The organism is Candidatus Agathobaculum pullicola (assembly GCF_052117205.1).
GTDB classification, from domain to species: domain Bacteria; phylum Bacillota; class Clostridia; order Oscillospirales; family Butyricicoccaceae; genus Agathobaculum; species Agathobaculum pullicola.
Genome location: NZ_JBQKJP010000014.1, coordinates 1 through 16,935 on the forward strand (window position 1 = coordinate 1; position 16,935 = coordinate 16,935).

The window sequence follows — 16,935 nt, forward strand, 5'->3', positions numbered from 1 at the left end:
ACCATCTTTGTCTTTTCTTCAATACTTACTTTTGACTTTTGTGACATAGAAGTGCCCCCTCCATGATTGACAGTGTTTTATTTCACTGTCTCTCATAGAGGGAGCATATCAAAATATATCGTGGTGGCTTTCGGCATCGTTACTCTGCATTTCATCCGATGCTATCGGAGATTATTGCTTCGTCAGATGCAGAACAAGGAGTAGCAGAATTCCTTATCTATAATCTCAATGTGATTAGTGCATATATCGAAAATAAGTATATTACTAATGGCCAAAGTGAGGATACTAAAATATATCGGCCAATCTATAAGTTATGCGATTATATCAATTTAGAGATGGCTCGTATAAATGAACAACGTGGGCAGGAAATACGGTTGCAGGAATTGTATGCCCAAATTCAGGTTGCTCAGAAAAACCAAGAACGAGCAAGTGCGGATGCGGAGGAAGCAGCGCGACGCGCTGCAAGTGCGTTGGAAAAATCAGCAGAAGCATCTAAGCATTCAGAGAAAGCTCGCAAAAAGGTGAATAGGGCGCAAACAGATGTGTTGGCAATTTTAAGCGTTTTTGCAGCAGTCATTTTGGCATTTATGGGCGGCATGACTTTCCTGAGTGGTGCGATGAGCAGCATCAGTGAAACGAGAATCTATAAGTTTGTGATTGCGTGCTGTATATGCGGATTTATCATTTTCAACACGATCTTTCTGTTGCTGTACATCGTATCGAAAATCATCGAGAAACCAATTTATGCTCGGTGTGAAAGTCCTGATTGCACTTGCAATAATGGGAAACCCAAATGCCGTGCGCTAAATCGATTGCGGAAAAGACTGCCCTATGTGTTCTATTTCAATGTTTGTACATTGGCCTTACTTCTGTCGGTTGTCTTTGTCCAGTATGGAGTTCCTGCGATGAAATCGTGGGGCGATACGCAAACGGTAACGAATGTGTCGGTACCAGAGGCTGTTTCCGATAAGGTTGCAAGCGATGATGGCGTAATGAGTTCAGAGAATGCACAGGTATCAGAATAAAATAACGGTGTTCAAATTGGACACGAGAAAGTCCCGGCCGGATGGTCGGGGCTTTTTGTAATAATTTGCATTATTGGGTAGCGTATGGTATGATGATCGCATAATAGGAGACAAAACGAGGGAATCAACATGGCTGCCAAGAGAATGCAGGAACAGCGCTTTATGGATCATGTGTACGATGGTTATCACGTCGGAGAGCGCTATTGCTTCATATTAGGCGCAGGCGCATCTCGATCCTTTGGAATATGAAACAGTGAACGGCTCTTGCGGGAATGGGATGATTTCTTAGAAAATAATAGAAGGGAACTTGTGATGAATAAGATTTGGCGCTGGATTCTTATAGTTATTTGTGTATTTGTTGCGATGCCTTTATTGTTAAGGCTATCGTTTATCCGCTTCGTGGTAACATGGTTTTTGCAGCCATTGGATGATGTAGGTTATAAGAGTATTTACATAGAAACATTGGGCGCACTTTTGGGTACATTTTTAGCTGTAGTGGGAGCTCTATGGGTGCAAAGAAAAGTGGATATGACGAAAGAAGAAAAAACAGAGCGAGAAACTGCGCTAGTTGTATTCTATGATTTTTTCTTTGCATCTAATGAAATCATTAAGTTCATGCAGGAATACCATTCATGCGATCTTAGAATGTTGACTAACGTCGTTTTGGATTGGGAGAATTACAAAAAAAGAAAAAGGAAACATCAATTATATATAGATGCCGCATGGATTCATAATGTTGCAAAATTGTCAAATGTGTTAGAACCAACGGAAATACAAAAAATATATGAGTTGTATGGCGATTTGTCGACCATTCAGAAAACCTTTGATTTGTTATCAAATAGTGTATCAAAAGAAGAAGATCAAGCAGCTTTCTCCATTATGCTCAAAAAATTTTGCTGCACAACGATGTCGCATGACGATTCCAGTTCCATTACAGTGACACTGAAGCCTGACGTTCAAGAAATAATTGACAAGCTAAAGCAAAAAGCCAAAATATCGGACGCACAAGTTGTGGGTAGTGAGAATTAGTAACGTATCCATATAAGTTGATTGCTAAAAACTATACATCTATGACGATGATTATGGTATTAGTGATAAGATACACGTTATTGGATCAGATTGTAAAGCAGCAGTGTTCCATTTGGACACGGAAAAGTCCGGGGCGTATGCCTCGGACTTTCGTCATCTGTTTTTGAAATTAGGTGGACCAGATGGAGAGATTGGAGCGGCGATGCGCTATCTCAACCAGCGCTATGCTATGCCCTATAAAGAGGGTAAGGCAATCCTCACCGACATCGGCACAGAGGAACTTGCGCATCAGGAAATGATTGCCGCGATTGTCTATCAGCTAACGCGCAATCTGACCCCGGAGCAGATCAAAGAGGGCGGCTTTGACGCTTACTTCGTCGATCACACGACCGGCATTTATCCGCAGTCCGCGGCAGGCATCCCGTTTTCGGCCGCGGCGCTGCAAAGCAAGGGCGACCCGATTACCGACCTGTTTGAGGATCTGGCGGCCGAGCAGAAGGCACGCACGACGTATGACAACCTGCTGCGTTTAATTGATAACCCGGATGTGCGAGAGCCGCTCAAGTTCCTGCGCGCGCGTGAAATTGTGCACTTTCAGCGCTTCGGCGATGCGCTGCGCGTCGTACAGGATCATCTGGACAGCAAAAACTACTATGCGTTCAATCCCGCGGTGGACCTGCGCAAAACCGCGCGCAAAACCGCAGTGTCTGCGGAGACGGATACTGCCGTCACGTCAGACTAAAGCGGGCAGCCGATATTTGCAGACATCAAAAGCGTGAGATAAAATCAATACAGGTAGGGAAAAGGGTGCTGATGGAATATCAGCGCCCTTTTTTTCTTAAAAATATAGGGGAGCGCAGACATGGGGATTTTCCGAATGAATACGCTTCATAGTATTTTGCTTGACATGCAGGTAATGACAGACTATAATGAACAATGTTCATATAGGGGTGAAAAAATGAATACCATCGTGACGTCAAAAGAAGAAATTCTGAAAACGAGCCGGGAACTGATGCAGCAGCAAGGATGGTCGGCGGTGCATATCCGTTCGGTTGCAGCGGCCTGCGGTGTATCGGTCGGTTCTATTTACAATTATTTTTCCTCTAAAACAGAGCTTGTCGGCGCTATTGTAGAAAGCGTCTGGTGTGAGATTTTCCATCGGCCGGAGGACGAGGCGGCATTTCAGGATATCCAAACATGTATCGCCTGGATGTATGAGCGCATGGAATATGGCTGCAAGCGATATCCCGGCTTTTTTGCGCTGCATTCTTTGGGCTTTATGCCGGAGGATAAGCCGGACGGAAGACGTCGGATGCAGCAAATATGGGAGCATATTTTGGACGGATTGTGCGCTGTTTTGAAGCGGGATACCAACATTCGGCCCGATGCCTTCGATGAACAGTTCACGGCTGAGAAGTTCGCGGATGCGCTGTTTTCTCTGATGCTGTCTGCATTGCAGCGGCAGGAATATGACCCCTCGGTCGTTTTGGAAATTGTGCGCAGGACACTTTATTGATGAAGCACTGTTCCGCGGAGGTTTTTGTCCCGAAAACGAAGCGGTATTCACACGAAAGGAAACAGAATATGAAAGTAAAGCGCAATACACTGCTGCTTATCGCCTGTCTGGTATGGTGCGCGGCGGGATTTAATATTTTCCGTATCGGCGTTCTGGCCTATCCGGCTTATATCACGGTATGGAATCTGCTGCTGTCCGTGCTGGTTTTTGCCATTTTCCAAAAGTTTATCTTTGGGAAATTGGTGCGCAAGCATACGGCGCGCATCACTGGCTATGCAGAGGAGCGGCAATTTTTCCTCAAGTTCTTTGACGGAAAGGCTTTTGGTATTATGGCAGTGATGATGGCTGGCGGAATCGGTCTGCGGGTGTCCGGCATCGCGCCCGACCGGTTTATCGCCGTGTTCTATTCCGGATTGGGCGCCGCGCTGCTGCTGGCCGGTGTCTGGTTTGGCCGCAACTATGGCAAAGCGGCCTTGGACGCTGTCAACATGCGGAAACGAGCGGAAGGAAAGGAAGTGTAACATATGCAGGCAATGATGGAAACGCTGTTTGATATTGTATATCTGTCCTTGGTCATCACCGTTGGGGTTTTGATGATTCGGGGCAGTCGTGGCAGCCGCCAATTCCGATTGTTTGGATGGATGGCTGTGATATTGGGAACCGGCGATGCCTTTCATCTGGTGCCGCGTGCAGTGGCGCTTTGCACGACCGGTCTGGAAAACTATACAGCCGCGCTGGGGATAGGGAAGTGCGTCACTTCCATTACCATGACCATTTTCTATGTGCTGCTGTATCGTGTTTGGCGGCAAAGGTATCAGGTCAGCGGACGTGGCGGTCTGACGGCAGCAGTGTATGGTTTGGCGGGCCTGCGCATTGTTCTGTGCCTGATGCCGCAGAATCAGTGGCTGCGCGCGGACGCGCCGCTCTCGTGGGGGATTTACCGGAACATTCCCTTTGCGCTTTTGGGACTGGTGGTCATTGTGCTGTTTTATCAGGCGGCGAAAAAGCATCATGACCGTGCCTTCCGTTGGATGTGGCTGACGATCGTGCTGAGCTTTGCGTTCTATATTCCGGTGGTTTTGTGGGCCGATGCTGTGCCTATGGTCGGGATGCTGATGATTCCCAAGACCTGCGCTTATGTATGGGCCGTGCTGATGGGTTATTTCGCCATGAAGCAGGAATGTCAAAAGGGAAAAAAGAAAACGGCATAGCGAAAGCTATGCCGTTTTTGCTGCTTGGTGATAGGAGACACCGTGGCGCGTCTCTCTTATATTCAGTTGAGAATCTTGAGAAACAGATCCCGGTTAAACTGCTTGTGGAACTGCTCTATCTGGTCGGCGATGCTCTCGCAGCATTGCTTGACTTCGGGGTTAGCGGAACCGGTTGCATTGCGTTCCTTGAAAACATGCCCCCATTCGGTCAGGTCAATTTTAAAAATGAAGTTGCTCGGAATACTCAGCATATACAGCCCGCGCTTGACATCCGGGTTGTCCGCCACGTCCTCTCGAATATAGCCATTGACCGCCTTGACGTATTTCACCCCGTCGTGCTCGATGGTCTGCGGCACTGTAAGCCCAAGCTCCTGCAGAGCAAGGTCGGTCGGCAGAATTTTGTCCTGATACCACGCCGACATCTCGTAAGAAAAGGAGGCAAGGCGGGTGCTCGAACGGATGATGCGGTTGTTAAAGCGCTTGGCGTGTGCGTCCCAGTCGTCCTGACCGGCGCGGTGCAGTCCCTCCACGGTGACAGACATATCGATAAACCGCAGCATGGTGGTGTGTTTCCAGCCCCATTTGGTCAGCTTGTCCATCCAGTCTGCGAATTCGGCAAAGGCATCGGCCAGTGTGCTGTCATACTCCCGCAAGCCGCCGTCCGCACGCAGTACCGTGCGGCAAATTTCGCGAATATGCAGTTCCTTTTCGCGCGTCCAAGACCGTTTGCTCATAAACATGGAAACGATTGCGTCGTCGATGCCCGAAATCTGATTCAAATACGTTTTCATCGGTGTTCCCTCGCTTTTTTACGTTGATTATAGCATGTTTGCCAATGCACCGCAATATCAGACCGGATAAATCCGTGCGGGACGGGCCAGACCGATGCTGTGGCCGCCGACACCACAGCATTGGCCTGTATAAAGCGGGGGGATATGCCCGGTGCAGCTATACGCTTTCGCGGAGCGCGTCGCGCAGCTTTTCCAGCGCGCGTTTTTCAATGCGCGATACATAGCGCCGCGCCTAATGTAAACGATGCCCGTTAAGAAATCGCCTCCAGCTCGTGGAAGCGGAATGTGAGGAGGATCTCTTTTTCCTCGGTCAGTTCGACCCGTTCGATGAGGCTGACCAGCAGTTCCCGGCTGGTCGGTGCCGCGTCCAAAAAGCGTTTGACCAGCGCCTTGGCTTTTTCATCGATGTTCACCGGTTGTTTTGCCTGCTCGTGCAGGCGTTTCAGCCGCTCCTCCAGAGCGGTGCGGTCCATCTTGACCTTTTGATAGATGCGCTGGAAGTCATCTTCGGAGAGCAGACCGCCCAGCCGGTCCAAGTACATCTGATCCAAATGGGTGGTCAGAGCCGTGATTTTGGCTTGCAGGGCTGGTATCTCTGCTTCACAGCCGGCGGATTTGCCGGCATGCTCTAAGGCCGCTTGCGCAATCGGGCGCAGCCGGTCGGGATTGAGATAGGCCTGACAGATCTCCCGCACCTTGGCGAGCACGGCTTGATTTACCGTTTCTTCCTTGATGGAGTGGCAGGTGCAGACGCCGGCCTTGGTAAACCGCTGGTAGGTTCGGCAAACAAAAAACAGGCGATCCTCACCAGCAGCATTTTTGCGGTTGAGCACCGCCAACGGATAGCCGCACTCGTGGCAGAAGATCAGCCCTTTCAGCAGAAAGTCGTATGTCCGGCTTCGGGTGTGCTTGCGGCTCTTTAGCAGCATCTGCACCTTTTGAAAGGTTTCCGGGTCAATGATCGGCTCGTGGGTACCTTCCACCACCACCCAGTTTTCCGGTGATTGCCGCAAACACTTCTTGGACTTATAGCTGATCTTCACCATGCGTCCCTGCACCATGTTGCCGATGTAAGTCTCATTTCTCAGCATTTCAGCGATTCGCTCGCCGCTCCACAAGCCGGTGTAGGGGCCGGGGTTCCTAACCTTCCAGCCGCAATAGGTGGCCGGTGTGGGTATGCCTGCATCATTGAGCGTCATCGCAATCTTTCGGCAGCTCATGCCGGAAAGCGCCAAGGCAAAGATGCGCCGCACCACCGGAGCTGCTTGCTCGTCAATGACGATCTTGTTTTTCTGCGTCGGGTGCATCCGGTATCCGTACAGGGGCTTGCCGCCGATAAACTGTCCCTTCCGCTGTTTATCCCGCTTGACCGACTTAATCTTTTTGGAGATATCCTTGGCGTACATGTCGTTCATGATGGCCCGGAAGGGAGTGATATCGTTGGCGGTAGAGTCCACGCCCGTGTCGATCCCGTCCAATAGAGAGATGTACCGCACCCGGTGTTCCGGAAAGTACCGCTCCATATAGTGGCCGGTCATGATGTAATCGCGTCCCAGACGGGAGAGGTCCTTGGTGATGACCATATTGACCTTTCTGGCCTCAATGTCAGCGATCATCCGCTGGAAACCGGGGCGGTCAAAGCGGGTGCCGCTCCAGCCGTCGTCTACATAGGTATCGTAAACAGACAAGCGGTGCTGCTCAACGAACTGTTGGAGCAAGGACGCCTGATTGGTAACGCTTTGGGATGGCCCTTCGTTCTCATCCTCCTTTGATAGTCTGATGTATAAAGCCACATGGTAGTCCGTGGGGTTGCTTATCTCTAAGTACATGCCAGACCTCCCGGGATAAGCGGCCATTTACGGCCGATTTTGTCCAATGGGTTGCTCCGTTACAGCAAGGGCGCGTGCAAGATAAAGCCGAAAAGATTCTTCCAAAATATCTGAAAGGCTTTTATCACCATCGGTGTAGTAACAATGTACGACAGGCAAGTCTCTTTTTTTCATACGCGTTCCCTCCTGTATTCATCGTATGTATAGAATTTGTCCGCTTGCCTGTCCGCTTAAAAAAAGTAAATTGCCTCTTGAAAAAATCATCCGGCAGTTTTTTAATGTATATATAAGCTTGAAACTTTTTCCGTCTCTTTCCGACGCCCTTTCAAATGGGCCATCAGCGTTCCACTCCGGTAAACCAGTAAACTTATGGGAAAGCATGGATTTATTGGAAGGCGAGAGATCTTGGGATGATAAAACTTCATACTTCCTATTTTACCAGAAACAACTATACTGGATATACAAAGGGTTGAGTACAGCTGTCTCAATCCTGCAAGCAGCAGATAGAAAGTAAGAAGGAGCGAAGAGAATGGAACAGAAGAAACCGTCCCTGGCTAACCGGATCCCACCAAAAGTCTGGTTGCTGATCTCTTTTGCGGTGGCCATGCTGGTTTGGTATATCATGTCCATCGTCCCCCAGACATCCCGGGCATTCCCCAACGTAGTTGTGACCTTTGAGGGTCTCGTGCGCATGGTGGAGGTAGGTGCCTTTTGGCAGGATCTGAGCAGCAGCCTGATTTCGGTAGGTATGGGCTATGCTATCGGCTTTATCATCGCACTGCCTGTCGCCATCCTGATGGCATGGTACGTGCCGGTGCGTAATATCTTGGAGCCTTGGATTCAGTTCGTCCGTAACATCCCCCCGCTGGCCTACGTACCTCTGATCGTTATCTGTGCCGGCGTAGGTCGGCGGCCTCAGATAATCGTTATTACCATCGCCTGCTTCCTCATCATGTGTGTGACCATCTATCAGGGTGTCATCAATGTGGATGAGACGCTTATCAAAGCCGCTCGGGTGCTGGGCGCTACCGATAAGGACATCTTTATCCGGGTCATCACCCCCGCAACCCTGCCCTTCATCCTGACGGCAGTCCGGCTGGGTGCATCGGTTGCGCTGACCACTCTGATTGCAGCCGAATCTACTGGTGCGATGGCCGGTCTGGGCATGCGTATCCGCTCGCTCAACAACACGTTTGACTCAGCTCCTATGCTGGCCTACGTCATTATCATCGGTATCATCGGCATTACATTGGAAAAAGTGATTAAATTCTTGGAAAGGAAGCTGACGGGATGGCAGGAGAAGAGAGAAATCTGATCGTCAAAATTGATAACGTCCGCAAGGTGTACAATACCCGCAACGGCGAGATGGTTGCCCTCAACGGGGTGAATCTGGATATCTATGAAAATGAGTTCATCTGCGTGGTAGGCCCTTCCGGCTGCGGTAAATCCACCCTTCTGAATATCATCGCCGGCTTGCATGACGCCACCTCCGGCGCCGTCTACTGCAAGGGCAAAAAGGTCACCGGTACCGGCACTGAGCGCGGCGTAGTGTTCCAGCAGTACGCTCTATTCCCTTGGCTGACGGTCAAGAAAAATGTCATGTTCGCGCTGGAGATGAAGGGTATCAAGGGAAAACAGGCGGAGGACGAGGCCATGAAGTACCTTGAGAAGGTGGATCTGGTCAAGTTCGCCGACCACTATCCCAAGGAGTTGTCCGGCGGCATGAAGCAGCGCGTGGCCATTGCCCGCGCCTACGCCGCAGATCCTGAGGTGTTGCTGATGGATGAGCCGTTTGGCGCCTTGGACGCACAGACCCGCACCCAGCTGCAAACCGAGCTGCTGGAGACTTGGGAGAAGGATCGCAAGACCTGCTTCTTCATCACGCACGACGTGGAGGAGGCCATCATCCTGGCCCAGAAGGTCATCATCATGTCCGCCCGTCCCGGACGCATCAAGTCCATCGTCAACATCGATATTCCTTATCCCCGTACACAGGAGACCAAGATGACTCCCCGTTTTCTGGAACTGAAAAACGAGATCTGGAGTCAGGTATATCAGGAGTATCTGGAGGTTCGGAAATAAGTTCGGTTGGAACGGCATAGGCCGTTGCAATAAAAAGAGGAAAAGAATCTACAAAAAATTGTAAACAGGAGGAATCAATGTGAAAAAGTTTTTTGCTATGCTTCTGGCTACTGCGATGCTGGGCGGTGCGCTGGCAGGTTGCGGCAATAATACCCAGGGTACGAATTCCGGCGGTGAGAGTGCCGAAGGTGGTTCCGGGTCATCCGCCGCTGAGACTGTGGACATCAACATCGGCTACATGCCGAACTATGGCGGCATGTGGAGCATGATGACCGCGCAGCAGAAGGGCTACTTCGCTGAGGAAGGTCTGAACGTCACCTTCACGCAGTTCGAGGACGGCCCCACCATCATCGCCGCTATGGAGAATGGCTCGGTCAACTTCGGTTACATCGGTCAAGGCGCCCATAAGCTGTGCGTTCAGGGCAACGCTACCATCATCGCCCTGTCCCACATCTCCAACGGCGACGCCCTCATCGGCGGCCCTGGCATCACCACCGTACAGGATCTGAAGGGTAAGACCGTGGCCTACTCTTCCGGCACCTCCAGCGAGGACATCCTGCGCAACTCTCTGACCGCCAACGGCATGACCATGGACGACATTCAGGCCATGGATATGGATGCCCCCTCTATCGTGACTGCTATGATGTCCGGCGGCGTGGATGCCTGCGCTACCTGGTCGCCCAACAGCCTGACCATTCTGGAGGGTATGCCGGATGCAACTAAGCTCACAGACAACCTGACCTTTGCCGACACCACTGTTTCGCTGGCAAGCTGGATCGCCACTCCCAAATATCTGGAGGAGAACGGTGACGTAGCCACCCGCTTTGTGCGCGCTCTGTTCAAGGCGATGGATTACGCTGCTGACGAGCATCAGGATGAAGTAGCACAGTGGTGCGCCGATCAGGCTAAGCTGGATTATGACACCATGTACAGCCAGCGCGGCGATGCAGACTGGCTCACCGGCAAGGAAGTAGTGGAAGGCGTTGCCGATGGTACTGTGAAGGGCTACTATGAGCTGCAGCAGCAGAATCTGCTGAGCGGCGGATCCATCACCGAAGCGGATGTATGCCCCGTAGAGGACTACGTTGCCTTTGATGTGATGACCGAAGCCGGCAACTATTAATGTGACCCCAAGAAGGGGCGGCGGCGGAACACCGCCGCCCCTTTCCTGCGTAATTCGATCATTTACAAAATGGGCGACTCACGCTACAATAGCATCAGACACCGTAAACATAAGGAGGGTGTGCCATGCTTTTGCTGCTGGCAGTAGGGCTGTTGATCGGCTCGATTCTGGTGCTGTGTGTGAAAAAGAACAAAGAGACCCTGCTGCTGATGGGACTGTGCCTGAGCCTGACGGTCTATTTCGTGGGGCTGATGATTTTCATTGCCAAAAAGGGCGGTTTGTCCCAAGAGGTTATGAATTTCCTGTTTTTCAACTGGAAGATCCGTACTTGGGTTCAGTACCGGTTTGTAACACTTGGGCAGCTGGGCTATACTGTGGCTTTGGGCCGCTATCTGTTTCCGCTGTTTCTGGTGCAGCTGGCCTTTCAGTACTCTATGCTTTCCGCCTTGCGGAAAGCGCCGCTGCTAAGTCGGCTGTCGCTGGTGTTGCCGGCGGTTTCTCTGGTGATCTATTACCCCAACGTCTACCGGGCGCTGGTGGCACGGTTTCCGGTGGCTCAGGACATACTGGTGCAGTTTTCCTACAGCTGGGTGCTGTGCTACGTCGTGGTATCGATGGTACTGCTGGTGGTGGAATACTGCTCCACTACCATGCGCTTCTCCCGGCGTAAGTTTTTGCCCATCGTGATATCGCTGACGGTGCTGTCCGTTTTGTACGTACTCTACTGCGGGCAGGATCCCGGTCAGATTTACCGTTTTTACAGCTATGATTACACCTGGATCAAGGGGGTAGGTTACCTCCAGTTTGCCCTCGGCGTGGGGGGCTATGTGATCCTGGTGGTCATCAACATCGTCTGCGGGATTTTCGGCTTGGGCAGCCTGCTGCGTTACACCCAGACCAGCTTTGTATCCGACCGGAACGAGGTGGTGCTGGAGCGCAAGTTCGACGTGGCCCGCACAGGGGCGTCGGTATTCGTGCATAGCATAAAGAACCAGCTGCTGGCTAACCGGGTGCTCTACAAGCGTATCCGAGGCGAACTGCAGAAGGAGGAGCCCAATCTGGACAAGGTGCGCGGTTACGCCGAAAGCCTGTGTGACAATAACGAGCTGCTCATCACCCGGTCGGAGGAGCTTTACCGCACGGTCAAAGCCAAGTCGGTGCGTCTGGTGCCGGTGACGCTGGGCCGTCTGGAGGAGATCACTTTGGATCGGTTCCATAAGAAGTACCCGGATGGCCGGGTGCGGTCGCTGGTGGATCGGCAGATCCAAGTCTTGGCCGATGAGAACTATCTGAGCGAGGCTCTGTACAACCTGCTGATCAACGCATGGGAGGCCACCATCGGATATGAGAAGGATAAGCCGGTGGAGCTGGTGAGCCACCAAGAACGGCTGTACACCGTTCTGGAGGTCAAGGATCACGGAACCGGCATCGAACCGGAGGCGCTCAAGCATATTTTTGAGCCCTTCTATTCCAGCAAGAATACCAACTTCAACTGGGGCATGGGCCTATACCATGTCCGTACCATTGTGCGCAGCCATCTGGGTTCTCTTCGGGTGGAGAACAGACCGGAAGGAGGCGCCTCCTTCTTCGTCCTGCTGCCCCGCTATGGTACTGCCCGCCGGAGGAAGGGAGGAGAAAAAGAATGATTCGCATTTTGGTTGCAGAGGACTTTGACCTGATCCGCGAGGATTTGTGTGATGTCCTCAACCAGCAGGAGGACATCACCGTAGTGGGGAGTGCTGCCAGCGGCAAGGAGATCGAAGCCTTGTCCATGGAAACTGACTTCGACCTTCTGCTAATGGACATCGAGATGGAAACCACCACCGCCGGCATCCACGCCACAGAGCACATTCTGGAGAAGAAGCCGGATGCTAAGATTCTCTTCCTGACCGCCCACGAGACCGATAACATGATCCTCACCTCAATGGGCGCGGGAGCGGTGGATTATATCGTCAAGGGCTGTGCGGATGAAGAATTGCTTCAGCACATCCGCAGCGCCTACGCTGGCCAGCCCATGCTGGATGGCAAGATACAGAACCTGCTGCTCAAGGAGTACTCTCGTCTTCGTACCTCGGAGCGCTCCCTGCTCTTCTTCATCAGTACAGTCTCTCAGCTTACCACCGCCGAGCGGGATCTGGTGCGACTGCTGCTGGAGGGAAAGAAGATACGGGAGATTGCCGCTCAGCGGTGCGTGGAGGTGGTCACCGTCAAGACACAGATCAAGAGCCTGCTGCGCAAGTTTGGCTGTACCCGCACCAAGGAGATCGTGGATACCATCCGGGATCTGAACGTATCCCACCTATTTTAATGTTGTTAAACCGTTATAGAAAGGAAGAACCACATGGACTATTATCACATTTCTGCGCAGGATCTGGGCAAGGATGCCAAGATCCCGGTGATTAAGCTGGGGGACTCCGGCGAAGTGTTTTATGAAATCGCCATGGAGATGATTAACACCATCAAGGCCCACAACGAGAAAGGGGAGAAGACCGTATTTATCTGCCCTGTGGGTCCGGTGGGCCAGTATCCTATCTTTGTCCGTTTGGTGAACCGAGATCGGGTCAGCCTGAAAAACTGCTGGTTTATCAACATGGACGAGTATCTCAATGACGATGATACCTACATTGACAAGGAGAGTCCGCTGTCCTTCCGAGGGTTCATGGAGCGCACCGTATACACCAAGGTGGATTCCGAGCTGCTGATGCCACCCGAGCAGCGAGTGTTCCCCAACCCCGCGGACCCCGGGTATGTGGATCGCCTCATCGAAGAGCTGGGGGGCGTGGATATCGCCTTCGGCGGTATCGGAATCAACGGGCATCTGGCCTTTAACGAATCCCGTGAGGACAAGACCGCAGAAGAGTTTGCTGCGCAGGGCACCCGGGCGCTCTCGCTCAACCCCGAGACCCGTACCGCCAATGCCATCGGCGACCGGTGCGGCGCCATTGACGCCATGCCCAAGCGGGCGGTGACCATCGGGATCAAGCAGATTCTGGGAGCACGCAAGGTTCGTCTGGGCGTATTCCGGGAGTGGCATCGCTCGGTGATCCGTCAGGCGGCGTATGGCGAGGTAACCGCCCATTTCCCTGCCACTTTGCTGCAAAACCATCCGGATGCCGTCATCTATGCCAACGCTGTTGCAGCCGGTCAGCCATTCTGAGGTGAGACTATGAGAAAAACACTCTTTACCCATGGCAGAGTTTATGTGAATGGATATTTTCAGGAGACCGATCTGCTGGTGCAGGACGGGCGCATTGCCGGATTCGGCGGGAAGGCCGATGAGGTGGTGGATCTGGAGGGACAGATGCTGGTCCCCGGTTTTCTGGATTTGCACACCCATGGCGGCGACGGGGTGGACGTTAACGCCGCCACAGCAGAGGATCTGGCCAAGATAGGACGGTTTTTCGCCAAAAACGGTACTACGGGCTGGCTGTGCTCGATTTTGACGGACACAGAGGAACAGACCCTGTGGTGCATCGAGCAGGCTAAGGCCGCCATGGGCGCTCCGGTGACCGGAGCACAGCTGATGGGTATTCATCTGGAAGGCCCCTTCCTGTCGGTGGAGTATAAGGGGGCCATGCCGGAGCATCTGCTGCAAAAGGGGAACGCCGAACTTTTCCGCAAATATCAGCAGGCCGCCGACGGCGCCGTGCGCTATATCACCGTCTCCCCTGAGGTAGCGGGGGTGGTGGATATGATTGGGGAAATCGCCGGTCATGTCACCGTGGCCATCGGCCACTCGGGGGCGGACTATGAGACCGCCTGCGCCGCCATTGACAAGGGGGCCGCCTGCTGTACGCATACGTTTAATGCCATGGGCCTGTTCCATCAGCACCGCCCCAGTATCATGGGGGCAGTGCTGGAGCGTCCCGTGTGCTGCGAGGCCATCTGTGACGGACGTCATCTGCATCCCGGCTCGGTCCGGATGCTGCTGGCCTGCAAGGGCTGGGACAAGGTGGTGGCGGTCACCGACTCCATTCAGGCCGCCGGCCTGCCCGACGGACACTATAAGCTGGGCGTCAATGACGTGGTGGTAGAGGATGGCGATGCCAAACTGGTATCAAACGGCGTCCGTGCCGGTTCCACCCTGACCACCGGGCAGGCCCTGAAGAATCTGGTGAAGTTTACGGGGGAGAGCGTGGAGAAAGTGCTTCCCTTGCTGACCGCCAACCCGGCCCGCCTCATTGGGATGGATCACCGAAAGGGAACGATCGATCTCGGTAAGGACGCCGATCTGGTGATTTTGGATCAGGATTTGAATGTAAAAGCAACCTATGTAGCCGGCATCAACGTGTACGCCGGAGAAAATTAAGGAGGAACTTATTATGCCGCTGGTACCCCTGAGACCTTTGATGGAAGCCGCTGAGAAGTATAACTACGCCCAGGGCGCCTTTAACGTCAACGCCGTGGCCCAGGCCAAGGCCGTAATCGAGATGCACGAGACCTTCCGTTCCCCTGCCATCCTGCAGGGCGCCGACCTGGCCAACGCCTTCATGGGCGGTCGGGTGGACTTTGCCAACGGCACGCTGGAGGACAAAAAGAAGGGTGCCCGCAATATTGCCAACGCCGTGAAGAAGTACGGCGAAAATTCTCCCATCCCTGTGGTGCTCCATCTGGATCACGGTAAGGACTTTGACTCCTGCGTGGCCGCCATCGATGGGGGCTACACCTCCGTCATGATCGATGGCTCCTCTCTGCCGCTGGAGCAGAACATCGAACTGACCCGTGAGGTGGTCAAGTACGCGCATGCCCGGGGCGTGTCTGTTGAGGGTGAACTGGGTGTGCTGGGCGGTCAGGAAGATCATGTTTTCGCCGCCACTTCCACCTACACCAACCCGCTGGATGCGGTGGAGTTCATCCAGAAAACCGAGGTGGACGCGCTGGCGATCTCCTATGGCACCCAGCACGGCGCCAACAAGGGCAAGGACGCCAAGCTTCGCCGGGAAATTCCCATCGCCATCAAGGAGTGCATCAACCGTCTGGGTATCTTCTGCGCGCTGGTGTCCCACGGCTCCTCTACCGTGCCCCAGTACATTGTCAAAGAGATCAACGACCTGGGCGGCGATATCCAGAACGCCTATGGCATCAACGTGGATGAGCTGGTTTCCGCCATCCCTTGCGGCATCCGCAAAATCAATGTGGACACCGATATCCGTCTGGCTGTTACCCGCAATATGAAAGAGCTGTTCGCGCAGCAGCCCGCTCTGCAAAAGAGCCCCTCCATCGGTGGTGTGTATGCCCTGCTGGAGGAGAAAAAGTCCGCCTTCGATCCCCGCGTGTTCTTCCCGCCCATCATGGATACGGTTCTCACCGGCAACGTGCCCGACGACGACGTGGCCCAGTTGATGAGCAGGGTAGAGGCCGGCGTGAAGGAGGCCGTAGGCTCCCTGATCGTCAATTTCGGCTCTTATGGAAGAGCGCCTCTGGTGGAGCAGAAGTCCTTGGAGGACATGATTGACTTCTATAAGAAATAAGGAGTGGCCGGAATGAAGCATCTGTATCTGAATTTGAAGCGGTTTGACGTGCCCGTGGAATTTGGCGGCGTCAACCGTATTGCTCCGGTGGCTGACTGGGGCAGATATATTGTGGAGCATACGCAGGAGGGTTTGAAGAAGTACGACCCTGCGGAGGCTGAGTTTGTCCAGTATTTCCCCGAGGCCCATATTCTGGGCGCTGTGGCTGCCCGCTGTGAAAACAGCCCGGTTCAGGTAGGCTCTCAGAGCGTTTACCGCATGAATACCGCCGTGGGTGGCAACTTCGGCGCCTTTACCACCAACCGCCCCGCCTCCATCGTCAAGGCCATGGGGTGCACCTCTACCATCATCGGACATTGTGAGGAGCGCAACGACAAGATGGGCGTGCTGGCTGAGGCCGGCGTCACCGACACCGCGGCCGTCAATCGCTTGCTCAATCAGGAGATCAAGCTGGCCATTGAGCAGGGCCTGAGCGTCCTCTACTGCATCGGCGAGAAGAGCGAGGAGCAGGAGCAGTGGCAGCAGGTGTTGGGCGATCAGCTGCGCATCGGCTTGGATGGCGTGGACACCTCCAAAGTGGTCATCGCCTATGAGCCGATCTGGTCCATCGGCCCCGGCAAAACGCCCGCTGACAAGCCCTATATCACCAAGATCGCCAAGTTTGTCAAGGAGCAGACAGGCGGTCTGGACGTGGTGTACGGCGGCGGTCTGAAGGTGGACAACGCCGAAATGCTGGCCTCTATTGACGAGATCGACGGAGGGCTTATTGCCCTGACCCGCTTCCAGGGGGAGATCGGCTTCTACCCCGATGAGTACCTGGAGATCATTAAGACCTATCTTGGAAAATAAGGAGAACAC

General features: G+C 53.2%; 18 protein-coding genes. 15 read left to right on the plus strand and 3 right to left on the minus strand.

The genetic code is table 11. The features are described 5' to 3' along the window. The first annotated feature begins 158 nt into the window (after positions 1-158). From ACTQ3V_RS06760 to ACTQ3V_RS06785, 6 genes are all read left to right on the plus strand, one after another. Positions 159-1,025 (plus strand): hypothetical protein, encoded by an 867-nt coding sequence (locus ACTQ3V_RS06760; RefSeq protein WP_441466837.1) that lies wholly within the window; start codon positions 159-161, stop codon positions 1,023-1,025. 312 nt (positions 1,026-1,337) lie between these two features. After that, on the plus strand, positions 1,338-2,054 hold the full coding sequence (locus tag ACTQ3V_RS06765; RefSeq protein WP_441466838.1) for a hypothetical protein: 717 nt from the start codon (positions 1,338-1,340) through the stop codon (positions 2,052-2,054). Between the two features lie 112 nt (positions 2,055-2,166). Beyond that, positions 2,167-2,796 (plus strand): manganese catalase family protein, encoded by a 630-nt coding sequence (locus ACTQ3V_RS06770; protein ID WP_441466839.1) that lies wholly within the window; start codon positions 2,167-2,169, stop codon positions 2,794-2,796. Positions 2,797-3,012: 216 nt separating this feature from the next. After that, on the plus strand, positions 3,013-3,570 hold the full coding sequence (locus tag ACTQ3V_RS06775) for a TetR/AcrR family transcriptional regulator (RefSeq protein ID WP_441466840.1): 558 nt from the start codon (positions 3,013-3,015) through the stop codon (positions 3,568-3,570). A 68-nt stretch (positions 3,571-3,638) separates the two neighbouring features. Further along, positions 3,639-4,091 (plus strand): hypothetical protein, encoded by a 453-nt coding sequence (locus ACTQ3V_RS06780; RefSeq protein WP_441466841.1) that lies wholly within the window; start codon positions 3,639-3,641, stop codon positions 4,089-4,091. A 3-nt stretch (positions 4,092-4,094) separates the two neighbouring features. Further along, positions 4,095-4,781, plus strand: a complete 687-nt coding sequence (locus ACTQ3V_RS06785) for a hypothetical protein (RefSeq protein WP_441466842.1) — start codon at positions 4,095-4,097, stop codon at positions 4,779-4,781. 62 nt (positions 4,782-4,843) lie between these two features. On the opposite strand, the gene ACTQ3V_RS06790 is transcribed toward ACTQ3V_RS06785, so the two are convergent. The 3 genes from ACTQ3V_RS06790 to ACTQ3V_RS06800 all read right to left on the minus strand — a co-directional run bounded on the left by ACTQ3V_RS06790 (position 4,844) and on the right by ACTQ3V_RS06800 (position 7,575). Beyond that, positions 4,844-5,572 (minus strand): hypothetical protein, encoded by a 729-nt coding sequence (locus ACTQ3V_RS06790; protein WP_441466843.1) that lies wholly within the window; start codon positions 5,570-5,572, stop codon positions 4,844-4,846. 251 nt (positions 5,573-5,823) lie between these two features. Next, complete coding sequence (locus ACTQ3V_RS06795) at positions 5,824-7,401, minus strand: recombinase family protein (RefSeq protein WP_441466844.1); 1,578 nt, start codon at positions 7,399-7,401, stop codon at positions 5,824-5,826. 27 nt (positions 7,402-7,428) lie between these two features. Next, on the minus strand, positions 7,429-7,575 hold the full coding sequence (locus ACTQ3V_RS06800) for a hypothetical protein (protein ID WP_441466845.1): 147 nt from the start codon (positions 7,573-7,575) through the stop codon (positions 7,429-7,431). Between the two features lie 355 nt (positions 7,576-7,930). Between ACTQ3V_RS06800 and ACTQ3V_RS06805 the strand changes: the two genes are divergently transcribed. The 9 genes from ACTQ3V_RS06805 to ACTQ3V_RS06845 all read left to right on the plus strand — a co-directional run bounded on the left by ACTQ3V_RS06805 (position 7,931) and on the right by ACTQ3V_RS06845 (position 16,926). Then, the gene (locus ACTQ3V_RS06805) at positions 7,931-8,716 is read left to right on the plus strand and encodes an ABC transporter permease (RefSeq protein ID WP_441466846.1); all 786 of its coding nucleotides are present in this window, start codon (positions 7,931-7,933) and stop codon (positions 8,714-8,716) included. Then, the gene (locus ACTQ3V_RS06810) at positions 8,692-9,483 is read left to right on the plus strand and encodes an ABC transporter ATP-binding protein (protein WP_441466847.1); all 792 of its coding nucleotides are present in this window, start codon (positions 8,692-8,694) and stop codon (positions 9,481-9,483) included. Before ACTQ3V_RS06805 ends, ACTQ3V_RS06810 begins: the two co-directional genes overlap by 25 nt. A gap of 79 nt (positions 9,484-9,562) precedes the next feature. Beyond that, a complete protein-coding gene (locus ACTQ3V_RS06815) occupies positions 9,563-10,606 on the plus strand; it encodes an ABC transporter substrate-binding protein (RefSeq protein ID WP_441466848.1) in 1,044 nt (347 codons plus the stop codon). 125 nt (positions 10,607-10,731) lie between these two features. Further along, positions 10,732-12,252, plus strand: coding sequence for an ATP-binding protein (locus ACTQ3V_RS06820; protein WP_441466849.1), 1,521 nt, complete (start codon positions 10,732-10,734; stop codon positions 12,250-12,252). Next, a complete protein-coding gene (locus tag ACTQ3V_RS06825; RefSeq protein ID WP_441466850.1) occupies positions 12,249-12,914 on the plus strand; it encodes a response regulator transcription factor in 666 nt (221 codons plus the stop codon). Before ACTQ3V_RS06820 ends, ACTQ3V_RS06825 begins: the two co-directional genes overlap by 4 nt. A gap of 33 nt (positions 12,915-12,947) precedes the next feature. After that, positions 12,948-13,763: a sugar phosphate isomerase family gene (locus ACTQ3V_RS06830; protein ID WP_441466851.1), complete on the plus strand. Its 816-nt coding sequence runs from the start codon at positions 12,948-12,950 to the stop codon at positions 13,761-13,763. Positions 13,764-13,772: 9 nt separating this feature from the next. Then, a complete protein-coding gene (gene nagA, locus ACTQ3V_RS06835) occupies positions 13,773-14,915 on the plus strand; it encodes an N-acetylglucosamine-6-phosphate deacetylase (protein ID WP_441466852.1) in 1,143 nt (380 codons plus the stop codon). 13 nt (positions 14,916-14,928) lie between these two features. Next, on the plus strand, positions 14,929-16,077 hold the full coding sequence (locus tag ACTQ3V_RS06840) for a class II fructose-bisphosphate aldolase (RefSeq protein WP_441466853.1): 1,149 nt from the start codon (positions 14,929-14,931) through the stop codon (positions 16,075-16,077). A gap of 12 nt (positions 16,078-16,089) precedes the next feature. Further along, entirely contained in the window at positions 16,090-16,926 is an 837-nt protein-coding gene (locus ACTQ3V_RS06845; RefSeq protein ID WP_441466854.1) for a triose-phosphate isomerase, read from the plus strand. Positions 16,927-16,935: the final 9 nt, after the last annotated feature.